The sequence below is a fragment of the Micromonospora sp. WMMD975 genome, from assembly GCF_029581215.1.
Taxonomy (GTDB): Bacteria; Actinomycetota; Actinomycetes; order Mycobacteriales; family Micromonosporaceae; genus Micromonospora.
In genome coordinates, this window is the sequence record NZ_CP120739.1 from 3,089,371 (window position 1) to 3,108,017 (window position 18,647).

The window sequence follows — 18,647 nt, forward strand, 5'->3', positions numbered from 1 at the left end:
AGTCGAAGAATCTTCTTCATCGCAGCTTGAAGGCTTTTTTGGGGGTTGACCATCTACTTGGTCAGTGCTGGAATCGTGTTCCGCTGGCGGAAACAGCGTCTGGAGATGAACACGTGGCAGAGAGTCAGGGCACCGAGACGGCGAGCCGCGTGGCCGACGTCCTCCTCCTGTTCACCGACGGGCCGGACTTCCTCGGGGTCACCGCGATCGCCCGCAGCCTCGACCTGTCCAAGGCGGTCGTGCACCGGATCCTGCAGACCCTCGTCGAGCGCCGGCTGCTGGTGAGCGATCCCGCGAGCCGCGGCTACCAGCTCGGCCCGGCAGCCGCCGCCCTCGGCGCCCGCGCACTGCGCGAGTCCCAACTGCGCACCGTCGCGATGCCCGTCCTGCGCGAGCTGCAACTGACCACCGGCGAGACGACGACCGTGTCCGCCCGGGTGCACGGCGGCCGGGTCTATCTCGACCAGGTCGAGTCCACCCGGGAAATCAAGATGACGGTCGAGGTGGGCCGCCGTTTCCCGCTGCACGCCGGCAGCTCCAGCACCTGCATCCTGGCCTTCCTGCCCGACACCGAGCGGGAGGCGGCGCTCGCCGCCGGGCTGCCGCCGCTGACCGCCCGCACCGTGACCGACCGCGACCTGCTCCGCACCCGGCTCGGCGAGATCCGCGAGACCGGGATCGCCCACTCCGACGGCGAGCGGCAGGAGGGCGCCGGTTCGGTCGCGGCGCCGGTCTTCGGCATCGACGGCGCGGTCGTCGGCGCCCTCTCGGTCTGCGGCCCGGCGCACCGGGTCGACGCGACCGCCCGGGAACGCTACGGCCCGCTGGTACGGGAGGCCGCCGACCGCATCTCCCGGGCGCTGGGCTGGTCCGGCGGGCTGCCCAAGTGACGCCGCGATCCTGGCTCTACGTGCCCGGCCACCGCGCCGACCGGGTGGCGAAGGCGCTCGCCGCCGGCGCCGACGCGGTGGTCGTCGACCTGGAGGACGCGGTGCCGCCGGCGGCGAAGACGACGGCCCGGGAAACCGCGCTGCGGCTGGCCGCCCAGGGCGGCCACGACCGGCAGGTGTGGGTACGCGTGAACGACCCAGCCGGCCCCTGGGGCGAGGCCGACATCGACGCGCTGGCCGGACTCGACCTGTCCGGCCTGCGGGTGCCGCGCTGCGAGGACCCGGACGTGATCCGCCAGGCCGCCACCCGAGCGAGGCTGCCGCTGCAACTCCTCCTGGAGAGCGCCGCCGGACTGGCCCGGGCCACCGAGCTGGCCACCGCGCACCCCCTGGTCGCGGGGCTCGGGCTGGGCGAGGCCGATCTCTCGGCCGACCTGCGGGTGACCGGCGACGACGGGTTGGCCTGGGCACGCGGCTGGGTGGTGGTCGCGGCCCGGGCCGCCGGGCTCCCCTCCCCGGTGCAGAGCGTCTACACCGACGTCGCCGACCTCGACGGCCTGCGCGCCAGCACCGAACGGGCCCGGGCCGCCGGCTTCGTCGGCCGCTCGGTCGTCCATCCCCGACAGATCCCCGTCGTGCACGAGGTCTTCACCCCGACCGCCGGCGAGGTGACGGCCGCGCGGGCAGTCGTCTCCGCCGCCGCGCGCGCCGAGGAAGCCGGCGAGGTGGCCGTGCTCGACGCCGACGGCCGGTTCGTCGACCCCGCGGTGGTCCGCCGGGCCCGGCTCGTCCTCGACCTGATCGAACCGTCCGAACCGCCTCCAGGAGGAACGAGTTGACCATCGAGCCGCAGGCCCGCCCGGCGCGTACGGACGACGCTCTGCTCGCCGCGGTGACCGCGGGGGTACGGCTCGTCGAGCTCGGGCACCCGCACTTCACGGGCATGCCGTGCTCGCCGAACCACCCCGGCTTCCAGATGAGCCTGATCCGCCGGCACGGCGACATGGTCCGCCCGGACGGCGGCTCGGCGGCGAACGAGATGATCGTGACCGGCGGGCACGTCGGCACCCACGTCGACGCGCTCTCCCACGTCAGCCATGACGGTCGGCTGCACGGCGACGTGGACGCCGCGGCGGCGCAGACCGGCGGCCGGTTCACCGCGCTCGGCGCCGAACACACCCCCGCGCTGCTCACCCGCGGGGTGCTGCTCGACGTGGCCGCCGTGCACGGGGTCGACGTGCTGCCCGCCGGCTACGGCGTGACCGCGGCCGACCTGACCGCCGCCGCCGAACGGGCCGGGGCCGAACCCGGCCCCGGCGACGTCGCGCTGGTGCGCACCGGCTGGGCCCGGCACTTCGACGACGCGGCCACCTATCTCGGGCAGGCCACCGGCGTGCCGGGCGTCACCACCGACGCCGCCGGGTGGCTGGCCGCGCGGCGGGTGGCCGCCACCGGCTCGGACACCACGGCGTACGAGCAGATCAGGCCGGGGGTCGGGCACAGCGTGCTGCCCGTGCACCGGGTGCTGCTCGTCGACGCCGGCATCCACATCGTCGAACACCTCAACCTGGAGCACGCCGCCGCCGAGGGGCTCACCGCGTTCGTCTTCGTGATGGCGCCGCTGCGCATCGTCGGCGGCACCGGCTCACCGATCCGCCCCTTCGCGGCGGTGGCCCCGTGAGCACGCCGTCAGTTCGGCGGAGCTGGCCGCCGCGCGGATGCCCGACCGGGAGGACGTCGCCGCGGTGGTGCCGGTCGTGGCCCCCGCCCCGGACGTCGGCCGGCCTGACGGCCCGGGTGCGGGGATGATCGAGCGGCTCGCCGCGACCGCCGCGGCCACCGACTGGGCGTCCGCGCCGGCGGCCGTGCGGGACCGGGTCCTCGACCTGGTCGCGGACACGGTCGCGGTCGCCGCGCTCGGCAGCGGGCGGGCCGAGCTGCGGGCGCTGGCAGCCGGTTGCACGGGCTCGGGCGCGTCGACGGTGGTGGGTTCGCCGCACCGGCGGCCCGTCGGCGACGCCCAGTTCCTCAACGGCAGCGCGATCGCGGCGGACCAGTTGCAGGACGGGCACCGGCCGGCCCGCGGGCATCCGGCGTCGCACGTGGTGCCGGCCGTGCTGGCGCTCGCCGAGGACCGGGACCTGACCGGCGCGGAGCTGCTGTCGTCGGTGCTGGCCGGCTACCAGGTCGGGGTCCGGGTCGGCCGGGCGATGGGCGGCACGCCGGACGGCGTACACGACATCGGCACCTGGGGTCAGGTCGGCGCGGCGGCCGGGGTGGCCCGGCTGCTGGCCCCCGGCGACGTGGACGCCGCGCGCCGCGCGATCGAACTGGCCGGTTCCGCCGTGCTGCTCAGCGACGCGGCGACCGTCTTCGCCGGCCGCACCGGCGGGCACGCGTTCCTGGGCGCGTCGGTGCAGCTGGGCGCCAGCCTCGGCGCGGCGGCCGTGGCCGGCCTGGAACCGCTGCCCGGCGCGCTGGAGCGGCACTTCGCGGCGGTCGCCGCCCGCGACTGGTCGGCCGGCGGGCCGGAGCACGGCCACGAGGTGCTGGCCGGCTACACCAAGGCGCACCCCACCTGCGCCCACCTGCACGGCGTCAACGACGCGGTGGCGGACATCGTGGCCGCGACCGGCCCGCTCACGGACGTGGACCGCGTCGAGGTGCGCACGTTCGCGCACGCGGCCCGGTTCGACACGGTCGCCGGCAGCGAGCTGGCCGCCCGGTTCAGCGTGCCCACCTCGGTCGCGGTCGCGTTGCTCACCGGCGCGCTCGACGAGACCACGCTGACCACGGCGACGGTCTGCTCGGCGCCGGTGCGCGACCTGGCGGCACGGGTCGAGGTGCGGCACGACCCGGCGCTGGACGCCGGCTATCCGGCCGGTCGCCCGGCCCGGGTCCGGGTCGTCCGCGCCGACGGCAGCGAGCTGACCGGCGCCGCCGACCTGCCGCGCGGCGACGGCACGCGGGCCTTCGACCGGGACACCTCGCGGACGAAGGCCCGGCGGCTGCTCGACCACCGGTTCCCCGGGCACGCCGACGCCGTGCTCGCCGCGGTCGACGGGCTGGCCGCCGGCGGGGACGCCCGTTCGCTCGGCGCCGCGCTGCGGGCGGCGGTGGTGGCATGATCGTCACCCGGCGCGACGGCGCGCTGCACCTGGTCGAGCAGGTCGAACACGGCCGGGTCGCCGGCGAGCTGGCGACCGCGTGGGGCAACGACCGGTTCGAGCCGCCGACGCCGGGCCCGCCGGTGCGCACCGCGGCCACCCGGCACGACGAGGGCTGGCGGGCGTGGGACGCCCGGGTGCTCCTGCACGAGCTGGAGCGCCGGCCGCTGCACTTCCTGGAGATCGACGCGACCGAGCACGTGCGGCTCTACCGCCAGGGCGTCGAGCGGGTGGCGCTCGGCGACGTGTACGCCGGCGTGCTGGTCGGGATGCACTGGACCGGCCTCTACCGGGGCCGGTGGTCGACGCCGGGCGCCCGGGGCCGGCTGGACCTCGGCGCCGACGGCCGGGCCGCGCAGGACGCGGCGGTCGACGCCGAGGAACGGCGGTGGATCGCGGCGAAGCGGCTGGCCTGGACGGCGACCGAGCCGCGGGCCGCGTTCGAGACCCGGCTCTGGCACAACTACGAGCTGTTGCAGCTGTGGGACCTGCTCTCGCTCTACCTGTGCGTGATGCCGCCGCAGCCGACCGCCGAGCCGGGTCCGGCCCGGCCCTGGGGTCCGCAACTGGCCGCCCTCGACCATCCGGCCGAGGACGTGCTGCTGCCGCCGGTGCGCACGAACCCGTTCGGCCCGGTCGAGCGGATCACCGTGGGCGTCCGGGAGCCGGGCGTGCTCCGGCTGGACCCGTACCCGTTCCGCCGCCCCGGCGTGACCGTCGACGTGTGCGGCGTGGTCGTGCCGGACCGGGCGTACACGCACGCCGAACTCGCCGCCCGGGTCGGCCGCACGCCGGCCACCGTGACGACCTGGCGCCTCGCGCCGTGGAGCCGCTGATGGACGTCGCCACCGCCCGCGCCGCCGCGTACGCCTTCGTGCTCGGCGAGGCCGGCTTCGCGCAGGTGACCACGATCGACCAGGACGGTTTTCCGGTGAGCCGCACGATGACCGCGTTCCTGGAGCCGGACTGGTCGGTCAGCCTGGTGCAGCGCGCCGGCCACCGGCGGCTCGACCAGTGGCGGCGGGACCCGCACACGCTCGTCTGCTGGGTCGGCGCGCCGGCGCCGGGGGCGACGAACGAACGGCCGCACGTCTTCGACATCGGCCGGCTCCCACCCCGCGCGGTGGCCGTGCGGGGGACGGCGGCGGTGATGCCCCCGGACTGGACGCTCGCGGTCTACCGGCGGGAGGTGGCCCGGCAGCGGGCGGCCGGCTGCACCCGAGCGCCCGTGCGGACCGACGACGAGGTGGCCGCCGAGCTGGCCGGGGTCCGGATCGAGCCGGCGCGGGTGCGGTTGGAGGGGTTCGGCGTGGGCGCCGAGTCCCATCTGTGGACGGTGAGGAGAGGAAGCGCATGATCAAGACCATCCTCGGCTACGAGATCGAGGAGGGCGTCAGCCCGCAGGAGTACGAGCGCTGGCTCTTCGAGGTGCACGCGCCGGACCTGCTGGCCAACCCGCACCTCGACCGGATCGTCTTCAACAAGGTGCTGCGCCCGGTGCGGCAGGCCTCCGGCGGCACGGCGCAGGTGCCGGAGGGCCTGTCGTTCTATCGGATCGCCGAGATGCACTACGCCGACGAGGAGGCGTACGCGAACTACCTGCGCTGGTTCGAGGAGCATCCGCTGCCGGCGGAACGCGGCCCGGCCGGTCGCACGAAGTTCATGTTCTACCTGGTCACCGACAGCACCGAGGTGACCCGGGGATGACTGTCGACGCCGTGCTGGCCGGGTTGGCCGCGCTACCGCCGCCGGAGGGCTCCCTGGCCGCGTGGGCGACACGGGTCGGCACCCCGGACGGGGAGTTCCCGCTGTTCGGCGCCGGGACGCGGGCGGAGACGTACGTCGCGTTGCGGTGGAACGGCGAGCGGTGCGCGGCGCTCGGGCCGGCCGTCGGGCCGACGCTCGCCGGTCTCGCGGTCGGCGCGGCCCGGCGGCGGACGGTGGCGGAGCTGTCGGCCGCCGTCGACGCCGGGCTGGCCGCCGCGACCGCGTGGTCGGCGTCCACCGCGCCGGTGAGCACCGGTGTGCTGACCGCCACCGTCTGCGCGGCGCGGCTGGCCGGGGTGCCGGCGCACGAGCTGCCGGCGCTGCTGGACCTCGCGGCGAGCCTGATGGTGATCGGTCCGCCCGGGGTCGTGCCCGGGCACGACCCGGCCGCCGCCTGGCTCGCCCTGCGCGCCTGGGACGCGGGCATCACCGGCATGCCCGGCGGGCTGGCCCACACCCTGTCCGTGGTCTCCGACGGGCTTCCCGACGGCGTGCCGGCCGGCCCTGACGTCGCCGGACTCGTCGAGGCGCTGCGATGATCGTGCTGAACGTGGCCCGGCCGATGGGCGAGGCCGACCCGGTCGACCTGGCCGGCGCCGCGCTCGCGGCGGGGCTCGACGGGGTCGCCCTGGCCGACAGTCCACGGCTGTTCCCCGACTGCCTGGTGGAGACCGGGCGGGTGCTCGCCGCCACCCCGGCCCGCCTCGCCGGGCCGTGCGTGCTCAGCCTCGGGCTGCGGCACCCGGCCACGGTGGCCGGCGCGGTGCGCACCCTCGACGCGCACCATCCGGGCCGGCTGCTCACCGTGGTCGGCCGGGGCGAGAGCTCGGTCCGCAACGAGGGGCTGACACCGCCGCCGCTGCGGGCGTACGAGTCGGCGCTCGACACGTTGCGCGAGCTGACGCCGGCGTCGGCGCTGCTCCTCGGCGCCGCGTCCGGGCCGCGCACCATCGCGGCCACCGCCGCCCGGCTCGGCGGCGTCCTCGTCGACGCGGGCGCGGATCCGGCGATCGTCGGCAGGGCGGTGGCGCTGGCCCGTTCGGCGCGGGCGGACGTGCCGGTCTGGATGTTCGTCCGCGCGGTGGTGACCGGCGACGAGGCCGGCGCCGAGGCCGCCGCCGCGCCGGTGCTCGGCTCGTGCGCGGCCCGGCTGGCGCAGGCGCCGGACTGGTTCGACGTGCCGGAGGCGATGCGCGGCGGGGTCGCCGCCGTGGCCGAGGCGCACGACTACCGGCGGCACGGCACCGCCGGCGCCCGGGCCGGCAGCGCCGGGCCGGCCGACGCGGACCGGTTCGTCCGCGACCGGTTCGTGGTGACCGGGGACCGGCGGGCGGTCGCGGACCGGTTCGCCGCGTTCGCCGCGGCCGGCGTCGACGGCGTGGTGCTGGCCGGCGCCCTCGACGGGGTGTGGGAGCGGCTCGACGACCTGGGCCGGGCGGTCCGCGACGGGATGACGGGGGACGGACGATGACCGGAGTCGACACCGCGCGGATCGCCGCGTTCGCCCACCGGACCCGGATCGACGACGCGCCCGCCGAGGTCGTCCGCTTCACCCGCGCGCTGCTGCTCGACACGCTCGGTGCGCTGCTGGGTGGCCTGCGCTACCCGGCCGTGCGGGCGCTCGGCGACGCGCTGCGCCCGGCGGTCGGCGCCGACCTCCCGTTCGGCCGGCTGCTCACCCTCGGCACGGCCGCGACCTGGCTGGACGCCGACTCCGGCGGGTCCTTCCACCCGCAGGGTCACCGGCTGCCGCCGGTGCCGACGGCGCACCCCGCGCCGCACTCGCTGCCCGTGCTGCTGCACGCCGCCGCGAACGGGGCCGACGACCGGCGGCTCTTCGAGATCTTCCTGGTCGCCAACGAGATCGGCATGCGGTTCGGCGTCGGCACCACCCTGCGGCCCGGCCTGCACCCGCACGGCATCCACGGCCCGGTCGCCGCGGCGGTCGCCACCGCGCTGCTCGACGACCTTCCCCCGGCTGCCACCGCCACCGCCGTCGCGCTGGCCGGCTCGGCGCCGATGGCCGCGACCCTGGCCGTGCCGATGCGCGGCGGCACGGTCCGCAACCTGTGGACCGGGCTGGGCGCCTGGCACGGCGCCGCCGCCGCCCGTCGCGCGGCCGACGGCGCCACCGCGTCGACCGCCCTGCTCACGGGCCTCCTCGACGGCCTGGTCTGCACCGACCTGTCCGCCGCGGAGCTGACCTCGGGACTGGGCAGCCGGTGGCGGCTCGTCGACAGCTACCTCAAGCCGTACGCCTGCGCACGCTGGGTGCACCCGGCGCTGGACGCGTTCCGCGCCGCCGTCGCGGGCGTGCCGGACCCGGTACGCGACCACGGCGGCCTGGCCTGGATCGAGGTCGACACGTTCGCGTTCGCCGCCTCGCTGTCCGCCGCCGAGGTCTCCTCGGACCTGCACGCGCGGTTCTCGGTGCCGGTCAGCCTGGCCACCCTCGCTCTCGACGGCGAGCTGGCGGCGGCCGGCTTCCTGCCCGACCGGCTGGCCCGTCCCGAGGTCGGCGCGCTGGCCGCGTCGGTCCGGCTGCGCGAGGAGCCGACGTTCACCGCCGCCCTGCCGCACGAACGACCGGCGACGGTCACGGTCGGGTGGCGGGACGGCGTCACGGCGTCGGCCACGGTACGCAACGCGCGGGGCAACCCGAGCGACCCGCTGACCGTCGACGAGGTGGTCACCAAGTTCCGCCGCAACGCCGAGGACGTGCTCACCCCGGCGACCGCCGACGCGGTGGTGACCGGGCTCCTCGACGACACGGCCGGCGGCGACGCCCTGACCCGGGTGGCCGCCGAGGTCGTCGGCACGTTCTGCCCCTGACCGCCTGCCCTGCTGTCGGTACCGTCCTGTCTAATGGCTGAGCCACCCCTGTCCCTGGGGTGACGCCGGAGAGGACGCGCGTGAGCAGCCTGGAGTCGCTGCGGCAGTTGCTGCAGCAGTCGCACCACGCCCGCCCGGACGACCTCCCGGAGATGGCGATGCGGGCCGCGCCCCTGCTGGACGCGCGCGTGCTGGTGATCTATCTGGTCGACCACCAGCAGCGGCTGCTGTTGCCGCTGCTGGGCGGCAGCGCACCGGCCCGCGAGCCGGTCGACGTCGACGGCACCCTCGCCGGGCGCGCCTTCAGCACCGCGTCGACGTACGTCGGCGGCAGCGACGACGACGGCGTACGGGTCTGGGTGCCGGTGGTCGACGGCAGCGAACGCATGGGCGTGCTCGAGGTCGTCGCCGACGCCCCGTTGAGCGACGACGGTCTCGACGACTGTGGCGCGGTCGCGACGCTGCTCGCCGAGCTGATCACCACGCGCAGCCTGTACAGCGACCGGATCGAGCTGATCCGACGCCGGCAACCCATGCAGTTGGCGGCGGAGATGCTCCGGGCGCAACTGCCGCCGCTGACCTTCTCCACCGGGCACCTGATCATCAGCGGCATCCTCGAACCGTGCTACGACGTGGGCGGTGACGCGTTCGACTACGCGGTCAACGGCGACACCGCGCACCTGGCGCTCTTCGACGCCGCCGGTCACGGCTCCAGTGGCGGGATGCGTGCGGTGGTGCTCGTCTCCATCGCCCTGGCCGCCTACCGCAACGCCCGCCGGACCGGCCTGGACCTGACCGACACCTACCACCTCATCGACCGCACGGTCCGCGCCCACGACCGGTACGGGATGATCACCGCGGTGCTCGCCGAACTCGACCAGCGCAGCGGCGTCCTCCGGGTCATCTCCGCGGGTCACCCGAGCGGCATCGTGCTGCGCGACGGCCGGGTCGCCCGGATCCTCCCCACCCCGACTGCCCTTCCGGTCACCCTCGGCGACCGCCGTCCGCCGGTGGTCGTCGAGGAGGCGCTCGAACCCGGCGACCACGTGCTGCTCTACACCGACGGCATCATCGAGGCCCGCACCCCCGACGGCGAGGCATTCGGCATGGAGCGGCTGGTGGAGTTCACCACCAAGGCGTTCGCCGACCGCCTCCCGCTGCCCGAGACCGCTCGCCGGCTCGTGCACGCCATCCTCGACCACCAGGACGACTGCCTGCAGGACGACGCGACCGTGCTGCTCGCCGAGTGGCGCAGCCCGGCGCCCGACCGCTCGGACCTGGAGCCGGTCAGCTCAGCGGCACATCACCCGTTGCTGACGGAGTCGTGACCGCGGGCGGCCGTGCTGCTCCGCACCGTGAGCGTGGTCGCCAGCTCGATCCCGGTGCTCGGCGTCCGCTCGCCGCGCCCGAGCGCGAGCGCCAGCTCGGTCGCGGCCACCGCCATCTGGGCCAGTGGCTGGTGGACCGTGGTCAACGGCGGATCGACGAGCGCGGCGATGGGCAGGTCGTCGAAGCCCACCACGCTCAGGTCGGCCGGGATCCGCAACCCGAGCTGACGCGCGGCGTGGTAGACGCCCACCGCCTGGAGGTCGTTGCTGGCGAAGATCGCCGTCGGGCGGTCGGTGCGGCCGAGCAGGCGCAGCGCGGCGACCCGGCCGCCCTCGACGGTCAGCTCGGCCCGCTCCACCAGGTCGGCGCCGACCGGCAGCTCGGCTGCCTCCATCGCGGAGCGGTAGCCGTCGAGGCGCGCGCGGCAGCACAGGATCCGGTCCCGGCCGACGATCATCCCGATCCGGCGGTGCCCCAGGTGGATCAGGTGCCGGGTGGCCGACCGGCCACCCGCCCAGTTCGTCGCTCCGACGAAGGGAACGCCGTCGGGCAGCTCGCCCGTGGGATCGAAGACGACGAAGGGGATGCCCCGGGCGCGCAACTGGTCGCGTTGCTCGCTCGACAACTGGGCGACGGAGATGACGCAGTCCGGCCGGCGGGCCAGGGTGTCGTCGATCCAGTAGCGGACCGCACTGCGCTCCGGGCCGAACTCGGTGAGCACGACGCCCACCCGGTTCTCCCGGGCGACCCGCTCCACGCCGCGGATGACCTCGACGCCCCACATGTGTTCCAGCTGGTCGAAGACGAGTTCGACCAGGTTGCTGCGGGTGGACGCGGTCGGCCTGCGGTAGCCGTACCGGGTGATCAGCGCCTCGACGCGGGCCCGCGTCTCGGACGCCACGCCGGAACGCCCGTTGATGACCTTCGAGACGGTCGGCACCGACACCCCGGCGGTCTCCGCGATGTAGGAGATCGTCACCGGCCGGCCGGGAGCGCCGCCCGCGTCGGCCCGCTCGGCGACCACCTCGTCCGACTCGGCGTGCGACAACCTGACTCCCCCCACGCCGGTCCCGACGGTTCGCGCCGCAAGGATATCGCCCTGTCCAGTCCCCGTGTCCGACCGCCGTCCGCGGTGCCGGAAAGTTTCTCGGGCGAGGAGACGGCCTTCCGGTTCGTAGGCATCTCCGACGCGAACGGAGTAGCCGTGCGATGCATTGACGCTCGTCATGGAGGGGCGTAGCGTTCGGCCCGAAACTTTCCATCGTGTATGGAAAGTTTCCATGGCTTGCGGGAGCCGTGCAGCGTTCGGCGGAGACAACGGGCAGTCTCCGCGAGAACCCACCCTGCGCGCGTCGCGCGCGTCTCCGCTCGCTTCCGACGTGGAGACCTCTGACGCACCGCAACCCACGCGGCGCCCCGGGTCGGCGATCGACCCGCGGCGCGCCGCCCACAACGGCAAGAGAGAACGCGATGAGTCTGCAACGCATACGAAGAATCCGCCTCCGTGCCGGCATGCTCGCCGGCAGCGTGGCAGCGGTGCTTGTGGCATCGATGATGGTGCCCGTCGGCGCCCAGGCGGCCGCCGGCTGCCGGGTGTCGTACGCGGTGTCGTCGCAGTGGCCGGGCGGGTTCACCGCCGCGGTGGACGTGACGAACCTCGGCGACCCGGTCAACGGCTGGCGCGTGGGGTGGACGTTCCCGTCCGGGCAGCGGGTGACCCAGGCGTGGAACGCCACGGTCACCTCGTCGGGCAGCCAGGTCACCGCGACCAACGTCAGCTACAACGCCGCCATCGGCACGAACGCCACCGTGTCCTTCGGCTTCAACGGGTCGTGGTCGGGCAGCAACACCGCGCCGGCCGCCTTCACCCTCAACGGCGTCGCCTGCACCGGCACCGGCGGCACGCCGTCGCCGAGCGCGAGTCCGTCGACCACGCCGTCGACCACCCCGTCGCCCACCGCCACCGCGTCGCCGTCGACGCCACCGACCACGCCTCCCCCGGCCGGCGACCCGATGGCCACGGTGGCCGCGATGCAACCCGGCTGGAACCTCGGCAACACGCTCGACGCCATCCCGGACGAGACCGCCTGGGGCAACCCCCTGACCACCCAGGCGCTCCTGCGCCACGTACGGTCGCAGGGCTACCGCAGCATCCGGCTCCCGATCACGTGGAGCAACCATCACGGCCCGGCGCCCGACTACACCATCGACGCGACGTGGTTGAACCGCGTCCGCCAGATCGTCGACTGGTCCCTCGCCGAGGACCTCTACGTGATGATCAACCTGCATCACGACTCCTGGCAGTGGCTCAACACCTATCCCGCCGACCGGACGGGCGTGACGAACCGCTACCGGGCGCTCTGGACCCAGCTCGCCACCACGTTCCGCGGCTACTCACCGAAGCTGGTCTTCGAGAGCATCAACGAGCCGCAGTTCACCGACACCACCGACGAGCAGGGTGACACCGCGATCCGGGAACTCAACGCCGAGTTCGTCCGCCTGGTGCGCGCGACCGGCGGCAACAACGCCACCCGGCTGCTGGTCCTGCCCACCCTGCACACGAGCGGCGAGCAGGCCCGGCTGGACGCGCTCGCCGCCGGCATCGACCAACTGGACGACCCCAACCTCGCCGCCACCGTGCACTTCTACGGGTGGTGGCCGTTCAGCGTGAACATCGCCGGCGGCACCCGCTACGACACGAACGTGGAGCAGGACCTCGTCGGCACGTTCGACCGGGTCCACGACACCTTCGTCGCCCACGGCATCCCGGTCATCATCGGCGAGTGGGCGTTGCTCGCCTGGGACCACACCCGACCCGGCATCATCGAACGGGGTGAGTTCCTGAAATACCTCGAAGCGGTCGGCTACCACGCCCGCACGCGAAACCTCACCACGATGCTGTGGGACGCCGGCCAGTTCCTCAACCGCGCCGAGCTGCGCTGGCGCGACCAGGGCGTGTACGACATGCTCAAGGCGAGCTGGACCACCCGCTCCGGCACCGCCTCCACCGACCAGGTGTACGTGCCGCGCACCGGCACGATCAGCGCCAGGTCGATCACGCTCAACCTCAACGGCCTGACCTTCCGCGGTCTCTGGCAGGGCGGCACGCAGTTGGCCAACGGCGCCGACTACACCGTCTCCGGCAGCACCGTCACGCTCACGTCGGCGGCGCTGACCCGCCTGGCCGGCAACCGGGCGTACGGCGTCAACTCCAGCATCGAGGCCCGCTTCTCCCAGGGCGTGCCCTGGCGGATCGACGTCATCAGCTCGGAGCCGCCCACCCAGTCGGCCGCCACCGGCACGACCAGTTCCTTCGCCATCCCCACCCAGTTCCGCGGCGACCAGCTCGCCACCATGGAGGCCACCTACGCCGACGGCAGCCCCGCCGGCCCGGCCAACTGGACGCCGTACAAGGAGTTCTGGGGCAACTTCCAACCCGACTACACCGCCGGCACCATCATCCTGAAGCCGGAGTTCTTCGCCGAGGTGAACGACGGCACGGTCACCCTCACCTTCCACTTCTGGAGCGGCACGAAGATCACGTACCGCATCACCAAGTCCGGCACGACCGTGACCGGCGCCGCCACCTGATGCCCGGCGGTGCCGCGGAACTGTCCCGCCGCGGCACCGCCGTCGGCGGGCCCCACGGCATCGGGATCCCTGTATGCTTCCCTCGGCCGACCCACCAGCCGTGGCAGAGAAGCAGTGAGCGGACCAGCAGCGAGCAGCAAGTCAGTCGTTCTCGACGCGATCCGGGCGGCCGGCACGATCAGCCGGGTCGGCCTGATCAAGGCCACCGGCTTCACCGCGCCGACGATCTCCAACCTGGTCCGGAAGCTGATCGACGAGGGCCTGGTGGTCGAGACCGGTCACGCGAAGTCGACCGGGGGCAAGCGGCGGGTCCTGCTCCAGCTCGACCACACGTCCCGGTACGCCGTCGGCGTGCACCTGGACCACGGCGTCATCACGTACGCCCTGACCAACCTCGGCGGCACGGTGGTGGCCCGGATCTCCCGGCCGGGCGCCGGCGCCGAGAAGCCCGCGGTCGTCGTCGCGCGGATCGCCGCCGAGATCGCCGCGCTGATCGACGGTGTCGGCGTGGACCGGGCCCGGATCCTCGGCGTCGGCCTGGTGTTTCCGGGCCCGGTCGACGCCGCCCGGGGCATCGGCGGCCCGCCGGACGTGGGCCTGGCCCCGGCCATGCGACAGTGGACCGGGTTTCCGCTGGCCTCGGCGCTGGGGCAGGTGACGACGCTGCCGGTCATGCTCGACAACGACTCGACCGCGGCGGCGCTCGGCGAGCACTGGACGGGCGGGTTCGGCGCCGCCACCTCGGCCGCCGCGCTCTACATGGGCACCGGCATCGGCGCCGGACTGGTCATCGGCGGCGTCACCTACCGGGGGCCGAGCGGCAACGTCGGCGAGTTGGGGCACGTGTGCGTGTCCGCCGACGGCCCGCGGTGCTGGTGCGGCGCCCAGGGGTGCGTGGAGGCGCTGGCCGGGCCGGCCGCCGTGGTCGCCGCCGCCCGGTCGGACCCGGCGGCGGCCCGCGCGACGGGTCTCGCCGTCGCGGGCCGGCGAGGCTCGGTGGTCGCCGACTTCGCCGCGATCAGCCGCGCCGCGCGGCGGGGCGAGCCGCACGCGCTGGCGTTGCTGGAACGGTCGGCCCGGCACGTCGGCGTGGCCGCCCGGACCCTGGCGAACCTGATCGACCTGGAGGTGCTCGTGCTGACCGGGCCGAGCCTGGCCGCCGCCGGATCGGTGTATCTGCCGATCGTCCGGCACGAGCTGCGCGCGTCCTTCTCCCGGGGCACGCACACCGTCGACGTACGCCTCTCCCGGTCCGCCGCCACGGCGTCGGCCGTCGGAGCCGCCGCCCTGGTCCTCGAATCCGAACTCGTCCCGCTGGGTTATGGTCCACGCCCGCCCGAGCGGGGCCGGCTCACCGAGTCGGCGAGCTGACGAACCCGGGAGGCGTACGCAATGGACGACGTGTGGCGGACGAGCGCGGTGGGTCTGGTGCTCGCCCGGCCGCCCCGCCTGCTCGGCACCGAGCCGTTCTTCATGGAGTTCATCGCGGGCATCGAGGAACGGCTCGCCGAGCACGGACGGTCGGTGTTGCTGCACGTCGTCACGCACCACGCCGCCGAGATCGAGGCGTACCGCAGGTGGGCACGGCAGCGCCTGGTCGACGCGGTGGTGCTGGTGAACCCGTCGGTCGACGACACCCGGCCGGCGGTGCTGCGGGACCTCCGCCTGCCCGTCGTGGTGGCGGGTGAGCCGACCCCCGACACCCCGGCGGTACGCCGGGACGACGTCGGATCGATGCGGGCGGCGCTGGCGCACCTGGTAGACCTCGGGCACCGCCGGATCGCCCGGGTCACCGGACCCGGCGCCCTCCTGCACACCCGCACCCGCACCGCCGCCATGCGCTCGGCCGCGGCGGTGGCCGAGGTCGACGTCGTCGTCGTGGAGGGCGACTACTCGGAGGAGGCCGGGGCGATGTTGACCACCAGGTTGATGGACGATCCCGAGCCGCCCACCGCGATCATCTACGACAACGACCTGATGGCGGTCGCGGGCCTGCGCGCGGCCACCGAGTCGGGCCGACAGGTGCCTCGTGACGTCAGCCTCATCGCCTGGGACGACTCCAGCCTCTGCCGCCTGGCTTCGCCCGCGCTCACCACGATGAGCCTGGACGTGCACACGTTCGGCGGGTTGGTGGGCGAGTCCGTGCTGCGGCTCGTCGGCGGCGCGGCGGTGCCGGAACGATGGTGCGACACCGAGACCGTGGTCGCCCGGGGGACGACCGCCGCGCCCCGGCCGCCACATCGATCAACTTGACTTAGTGAGGTTAATAAACAAAGCTCCGAGACGCGCTCCCATCGACGCTCCCCTCTAGCACTCAGGAGAGCATCAATGACACGTCGTCATGCCCTGCTGGCATCGGCCGCAGCCGGCACGCTGGTGGCCGCCAGCGTGGTCGCGGTCACCCTGCCCGCCTCGGCCGCGACCACCGGATGCACTGTCGCGTACACCGTGCAGAGCCAGTGGACCGGCGGATTCACCGGCAACGTCGCCATCACCAACCTCGGCTCCGCGGTCACGAGCTGGACCCTGACGTTCGACTTCCCCACCGCCACCCAGCGGGTCACCCAGGGCTGGAGCGCCACCTGGTCCCAGTCCGGCGCGCGAGTGTCGGCGGCCAGCCTGAGCTGGAACGGCTCCCTGGCCACCGGCGGTTCGACCACCATCGGCTTCAACGGGTCGTGGAGCGGCGCCAACCCCGTACCCACCTCGTTCGCGCTCAACGGCACGACCTGCACCGGCTCGGTCAGCCCGTCCCCGACGACGACGCCCACCGGCCCACCGACCACCACCCCGCCCACGACCACGCCGCCGACCACCACTCCCCCGACGACCACGCCCCCGACCACCACCCCGCCGGGCGGGGTCGCGCCGAGCCTGCGCGTCTCCGGCAACCGGCTGCTGACGGCGGGCGGCGCCACCTACCGCCTGCTCGGCGTCAACCGGTCCAGCGGTGAGTTCGCCTGCGTACAGGGCAAGGGCATGTGGGACAGCGGCCCGGTCGACCAGGCGTCCGTCGACGCGATGAAGGCGTGGCACATCCGCGCGGTCCGGATCCCGCTCAACGAGGACTGCTGGCTGGGCCTCTCCGGCTCGCCCAGCGGCGCCACCTACCAGCAGGCGGTCAAGGACTACGTGAAGCTGCTCGTCGCCAACGGGATCAACCCGATCCTCGACCTGCACTGGACCCACGGCCAGTACACCGGCAATATCTCGGCCTGCTCCGACGTGAACGCCACCTGCCAGAAGCCGATGCCGAGCCGGCAGTACACGCCGCAGTTCTGGACCGGGGTGGCGAACGCGTTCAAGGGCAACGACGCGGTCCTGTTCGACCTGTTCAACGAGCCCTACCCGGACGCCGCCAACAACTGGTCGGACATGACCGCCGCCTGGAAGTGCCTGCGCGACGGCGGCGCCTGCACCGGTATCACCTACCCGGTCGCCGGCATGCAGGAACTGGTCGACGCGGTACGCGCCACCGGCGCCACGAACGTGCTGCTGGTGCCCGGCCTGACCTGGACCAACGACCTGAGCCAGTGGCTGACCTGGAAGCCGACCGACCCGCGCGACAACATCGTGGCCTCGTGGCACTCGTACAACTTCAACGCCTGCGTCACCGAGACCTGCTGGGACAGCCAGATCGGCGCGGTGGCCGCGCAGGTGCCGGTGCACGCCGGTGAGATCGGCCAGGACACCTGCGCGCACGACTACATCGACAAGCTGATGACCTGGCTGGACCGCAACCGGCTGGGCTACACCGCGTGGACCTGGAACCCGTGGGGTTGCAGCGGCGGCAACGTGCTGATCGAGGACTACAACGGCACCCCGACGAAGAGCTACGGCGAGGGCTACCGCGCCCACCTGCTCACCGTGACCCCGTAGGGAAACCTCAGCCGCGGGGTGTGGGTGCACCGCCGCACCCACACCCCGCCGGCGGTCAGGGCGTCCAGCGCACGTTCGGGTTGATCCGGCCGGACCAGTCGAAGACGGCCATGTTGTCCCACTGGTTCCCGGTGCCGTTGATGTTCGCCGGGTCCCAGCCGTTACCCCGCACGGCGTACCAGGTCGGCTCCCAGTAGAAGACCCCGATCGCCCCGGCGTTGCGGGCCGTGTTCTGGACCCAGTCGAACTCCTGGGCCTGCCCGGACCAGGTCGCGCCGATGCCGTCGCAGGTCGCGTCGCCGATGGCGTTCGGCTCGCTGTCCGCGTTGGCCCGGGTGAAGGGGTACGCGGTCTCCACGATCACCACCGGCCTGCCGTAGCGACCGCGCAGGTCGACGATGTTGTTGTAGAGGTTGGCCAGGGTGCCGTGCCACATGCAGTAGTACGACAGCGCGGTGATGTCCCACTGCACGCCCTGGGCCCGGATGCCGTCGTAGAACCAGCGGGCGTTGGCGTTGCTGTCGGCGTCGGCGGTGTGGATCATCACCGGGATGCCGCCGCCGCACGCCTTGGTGGCGTTGTAGCCCTGCTTCAGCAGGCTGGCAAGCGGGGCGAAGTCGTTGTTGACGACCTTGCCCTCGTTCCAGAGCATCCCGACGTTGATCTCGTTGCCGATCTGCACGCTGTCCGGCGGGGTGCCCTGCCCGCTGAGGCTGGCGCAGACGTCGTAGGTGAAGTTGTACACGTCGGCGCGCAGCTGGCTCAGGTTGTGCCCGGCCCAGGCGGCCGGCTTGTACTGCTTGCCGGGGTCGGCCCAGGTGTCCGAGTAGTGGAAGTCGATGAGCACCTTCAGGCCCTTCGCCCGGGCCGCCCGCGCCTGGGTCAACACCTTGCTCTTGTTGTTGTAGCCGCTGACCGGGTTGTTCCAGACGCGCAGCCGCACGTAGTTGACGCCGACGGACCGCAGGATGTCCAGCGGGTCACGGGCGACGCCGCCGGCGTCGTAGTATCTCGCACCGAGATCCAGGCTGCGCTGCAACGAGGAGACGTCGGCGCCCCGCATGCTGAGCGTGTTCGCGGCGGAGACGGGCGTGGGCGTGCCGCCGAGCGTGGCGCAGACGGCGAGGACGCCGGCCGTGACGGCCCCGACCAGGGCCCGGGGGTGGCGTGTGCGCACCGGAACTCCTTCCAG

General features: G+C 74.0%; 17 protein-coding genes. 15 read left to right on the forward strand and 2 right to left on the reverse strand.

Going from position 1 to position 18,647, the window contains the following annotated elements; translation table 11 throughout:
* The first annotated feature begins 113 nt into the window (after positions 1-113).
* The 11 genes from O7613_RS13360 (at position 114) to O7613_RS13410 (ending at position 9,984) form a co-directional block, all read left to right on the forward strand.
* On the forward strand, positions 114-890 hold the full coding sequence (locus O7613_RS13360) for an IclR family transcriptional regulator (RefSeq protein WP_281588217.1): 777 nt from the start codon (positions 114-116) through the stop codon (positions 888-890).
* Positions 887-1,729: a CoA ester lyase gene (locus tag O7613_RS13365; protein ID WP_282294145.1), complete on the forward strand. Its 843-nt coding sequence runs from the start codon at positions 887-889 to the stop codon at positions 1,727-1,729. The genes O7613_RS13360 and O7613_RS13365 overlap by 4 nt, the downstream gene beginning before the upstream one ends.
* Positions 1,726-2,571, forward strand: a complete 846-nt coding sequence (locus O7613_RS13370; protein WP_282294146.1) for a cyclase family protein — start codon at positions 1,726-1,728, stop codon at positions 2,569-2,571. Before O7613_RS13365 ends, O7613_RS13370 begins: the two co-directional genes overlap by 4 nt.
* A 37-nt stretch (positions 2,572-2,608) precedes the next feature.
* Positions 2,609-4,018, forward strand: coding sequence for an MmgE/PrpD family protein (locus tag O7613_RS13375; protein ID WP_282294147.1), 1,410 nt, complete (start codon positions 2,609-2,611; stop codon positions 4,016-4,018).
* A complete protein-coding gene (locus tag O7613_RS13380; protein ID WP_281588210.1) occupies positions 4,015-4,893 on the forward strand; it encodes a DUF3891 family protein in 879 nt (292 codons plus the stop codon). Before O7613_RS13375 ends, O7613_RS13380 begins: the two co-directional genes overlap by 4 nt.
* A complete protein-coding gene (locus tag O7613_RS13385) occupies positions 4,893-5,414 on the forward strand; it encodes a hypothetical protein (protein WP_282294149.1) in 522 nt (173 codons plus the stop codon). The genes O7613_RS13380 and O7613_RS13385 overlap by 1 nt, the downstream gene beginning before the upstream one ends.
* Positions 5,411-5,764 (forward strand): EthD domain-containing protein, encoded by a 354-nt coding sequence (locus O7613_RS13390; RefSeq protein ID WP_281588206.1) that lies wholly within the window; start codon positions 5,411-5,413, stop codon positions 5,762-5,764. The genes O7613_RS13385 and O7613_RS13390 overlap by 4 nt, the downstream gene beginning before the upstream one ends.
* A complete protein-coding gene (locus O7613_RS13395; RefSeq protein WP_282294165.1) occupies positions 5,761-6,363 on the forward strand; it encodes a hypothetical protein in 603 nt (200 codons plus the stop codon). Before O7613_RS13390 ends, O7613_RS13395 begins: the two co-directional genes overlap by 4 nt.
* Positions 6,360-7,295, forward strand: a complete 936-nt coding sequence (locus O7613_RS13400) for an LLM class flavin-dependent oxidoreductase (protein ID WP_281588203.1) — start codon at positions 6,360-6,362, stop codon at positions 7,293-7,295. Before O7613_RS13395 ends, O7613_RS13400 begins: the two co-directional genes overlap by 4 nt.
* Entirely contained in the window at positions 7,292-8,656 is a 1,365-nt protein-coding gene (locus O7613_RS13405; RefSeq protein WP_282294167.1) for an MmgE/PrpD family protein, read from the forward strand. The genes O7613_RS13400 and O7613_RS13405 overlap by 4 nt, the downstream gene beginning before the upstream one ends.
* 80 nt (positions 8,657-8,736) lie before the next feature.
* Entirely contained in the window at positions 8,737-9,984 is a 1,248-nt protein-coding gene (locus O7613_RS13410; protein WP_281588200.1) for a PP2C family protein-serine/threonine phosphatase, read from the forward strand.
* On the opposite strand, the gene O7613_RS13415 is transcribed toward O7613_RS13410, so the two are convergent.
* Positions 9,960-11,033 (reverse strand): LacI family DNA-binding transcriptional regulator, encoded by a 1,074-nt coding sequence (locus tag O7613_RS13415; RefSeq protein ID WP_281588199.1) that lies wholly within the window; start codon positions 11,031-11,033, stop codon positions 9,960-9,962. The genes O7613_RS13410 and O7613_RS13415 overlap by 25 nt on opposite strands.
* A gap of 464 nt (positions 11,034-11,497) precedes the next feature.
* On the opposite strand from O7613_RS13415, the gene O7613_RS13420 reads away from it, so the two are divergent.
* From O7613_RS13420 to O7613_RS13435, 4 genes are all read left to right on the forward strand, one after another.
* The gene (locus tag O7613_RS13420) at positions 11,498-13,576 is read left to right on the forward strand and encodes a cellulase family glycosylhydrolase (RefSeq protein ID WP_282294170.1); all 2,079 of its coding nucleotides are present in this window, start codon (positions 11,498-11,500) and stop codon (positions 13,574-13,576) included.
* 114 nt (positions 13,577-13,690) lie between these two features.
* A complete protein-coding gene (locus O7613_RS13425; RefSeq protein WP_281588197.1) occupies positions 13,691-14,947 on the forward strand; it encodes an ROK family transcriptional regulator in 1,257 nt (418 codons plus the stop codon).
* A gap of 21 nt (positions 14,948-14,968) precedes the next feature.
* Entirely contained in the window at positions 14,969-15,829 is an 861-nt protein-coding gene (locus tag O7613_RS13430; RefSeq protein ID WP_282294174.1) for a substrate-binding domain-containing protein, read from the forward strand.
* Positions 15,830-15,904: 75 nt separating this feature from the next.
* Positions 15,905-17,455: a cellulase family glycosylhydrolase gene (locus tag O7613_RS13435; RefSeq protein WP_282294175.1), complete on the forward strand. Its 1,551-nt coding sequence runs from the start codon at positions 15,905-15,907 to the stop codon at positions 17,453-17,455.
* A gap of 55 nt (positions 17,456-17,510) precedes the next feature.
* Here O7613_RS13435 and O7613_RS13440 read toward each other — a convergent pair whose 3' ends face one another.
* The gene (locus O7613_RS13440; RefSeq protein WP_282294176.1) at positions 17,511-18,632 is read right to left on the reverse strand and encodes a glycosyl hydrolase 53 family protein; all 1,122 of its coding nucleotides are present in this window, start codon (positions 18,630-18,632) and stop codon (positions 17,511-17,513) included.
* Positions 18,633-18,647: the final 15 nt, after the last annotated feature.

Excerpts from the sequence above, each read along its gene's own strand:
- O7613_RS13375 (WP_282294147.1), top strand. The coding sequence starts at position 2,609 with ATGCCCGACCGGGAGGACGTCGCCGCGGTGGTGCCGGTCGTGGCCCCC.
- O7613_RS13380 (WP_281588210.1), top strand. The coding sequence starts at position 4,015 with ATGATCGTCACCCGGCGCGACGGCGCGCTGCACCTGGTCGAGCAGGTC.
- O7613_RS13385 (WP_282294149.1), top strand. The coding sequence starts at position 4,893 with ATGGACGTCGCCACCGCCCGCGCCGCCGCGTACGCCTTCGTGCTCGGC.
- O7613_RS13390 (WP_281588206.1), top strand. The coding sequence starts at position 5,411 with ATGATCAAGACCATCCTCGGCTACGAGATCGAGGAGGGCGTCAGCCCG.
- O7613_RS13395 (WP_282294165.1), top strand. The coding sequence starts at position 5,761 with ATGACTGTCGACGCCGTGCTGGCCGGGTTGGCCGCGCTACCGCCGCCG.
- O7613_RS13400 (WP_281588203.1), top strand. The coding sequence starts at position 6,360 with ATGATCGTGCTGAACGTGGCCCGGCCGATGGGCGAGGCCGACCCGGTC.
- O7613_RS13405 (WP_282294167.1), top strand. The coding sequence starts at position 7,292 with ATGACCGGAGTCGACACCGCGCGGATCGCCGCGTTCGCCCACCGGACC.
- O7613_RS13420 (WP_282294170.1), top strand. The coding sequence starts at position 11,498 with ATGCTCGCCGGCAGCGTGGCAGCGGTGCTTGTGGCATCGATGATGGTG.
- O7613_RS13430 (WP_282294174.1), top strand. The coding sequence starts at position 14,969 with ATGGACGACGTGTGGCGGACGAGCGCGGTGGGTCTGGTGCTCGCCCGG.
- O7613_RS13435 (WP_282294175.1), top strand. The coding sequence starts at position 15,905 with ATGACACGTCGTCATGCCCTGCTGGCATCGGCCGCAGCCGGCACGCTG.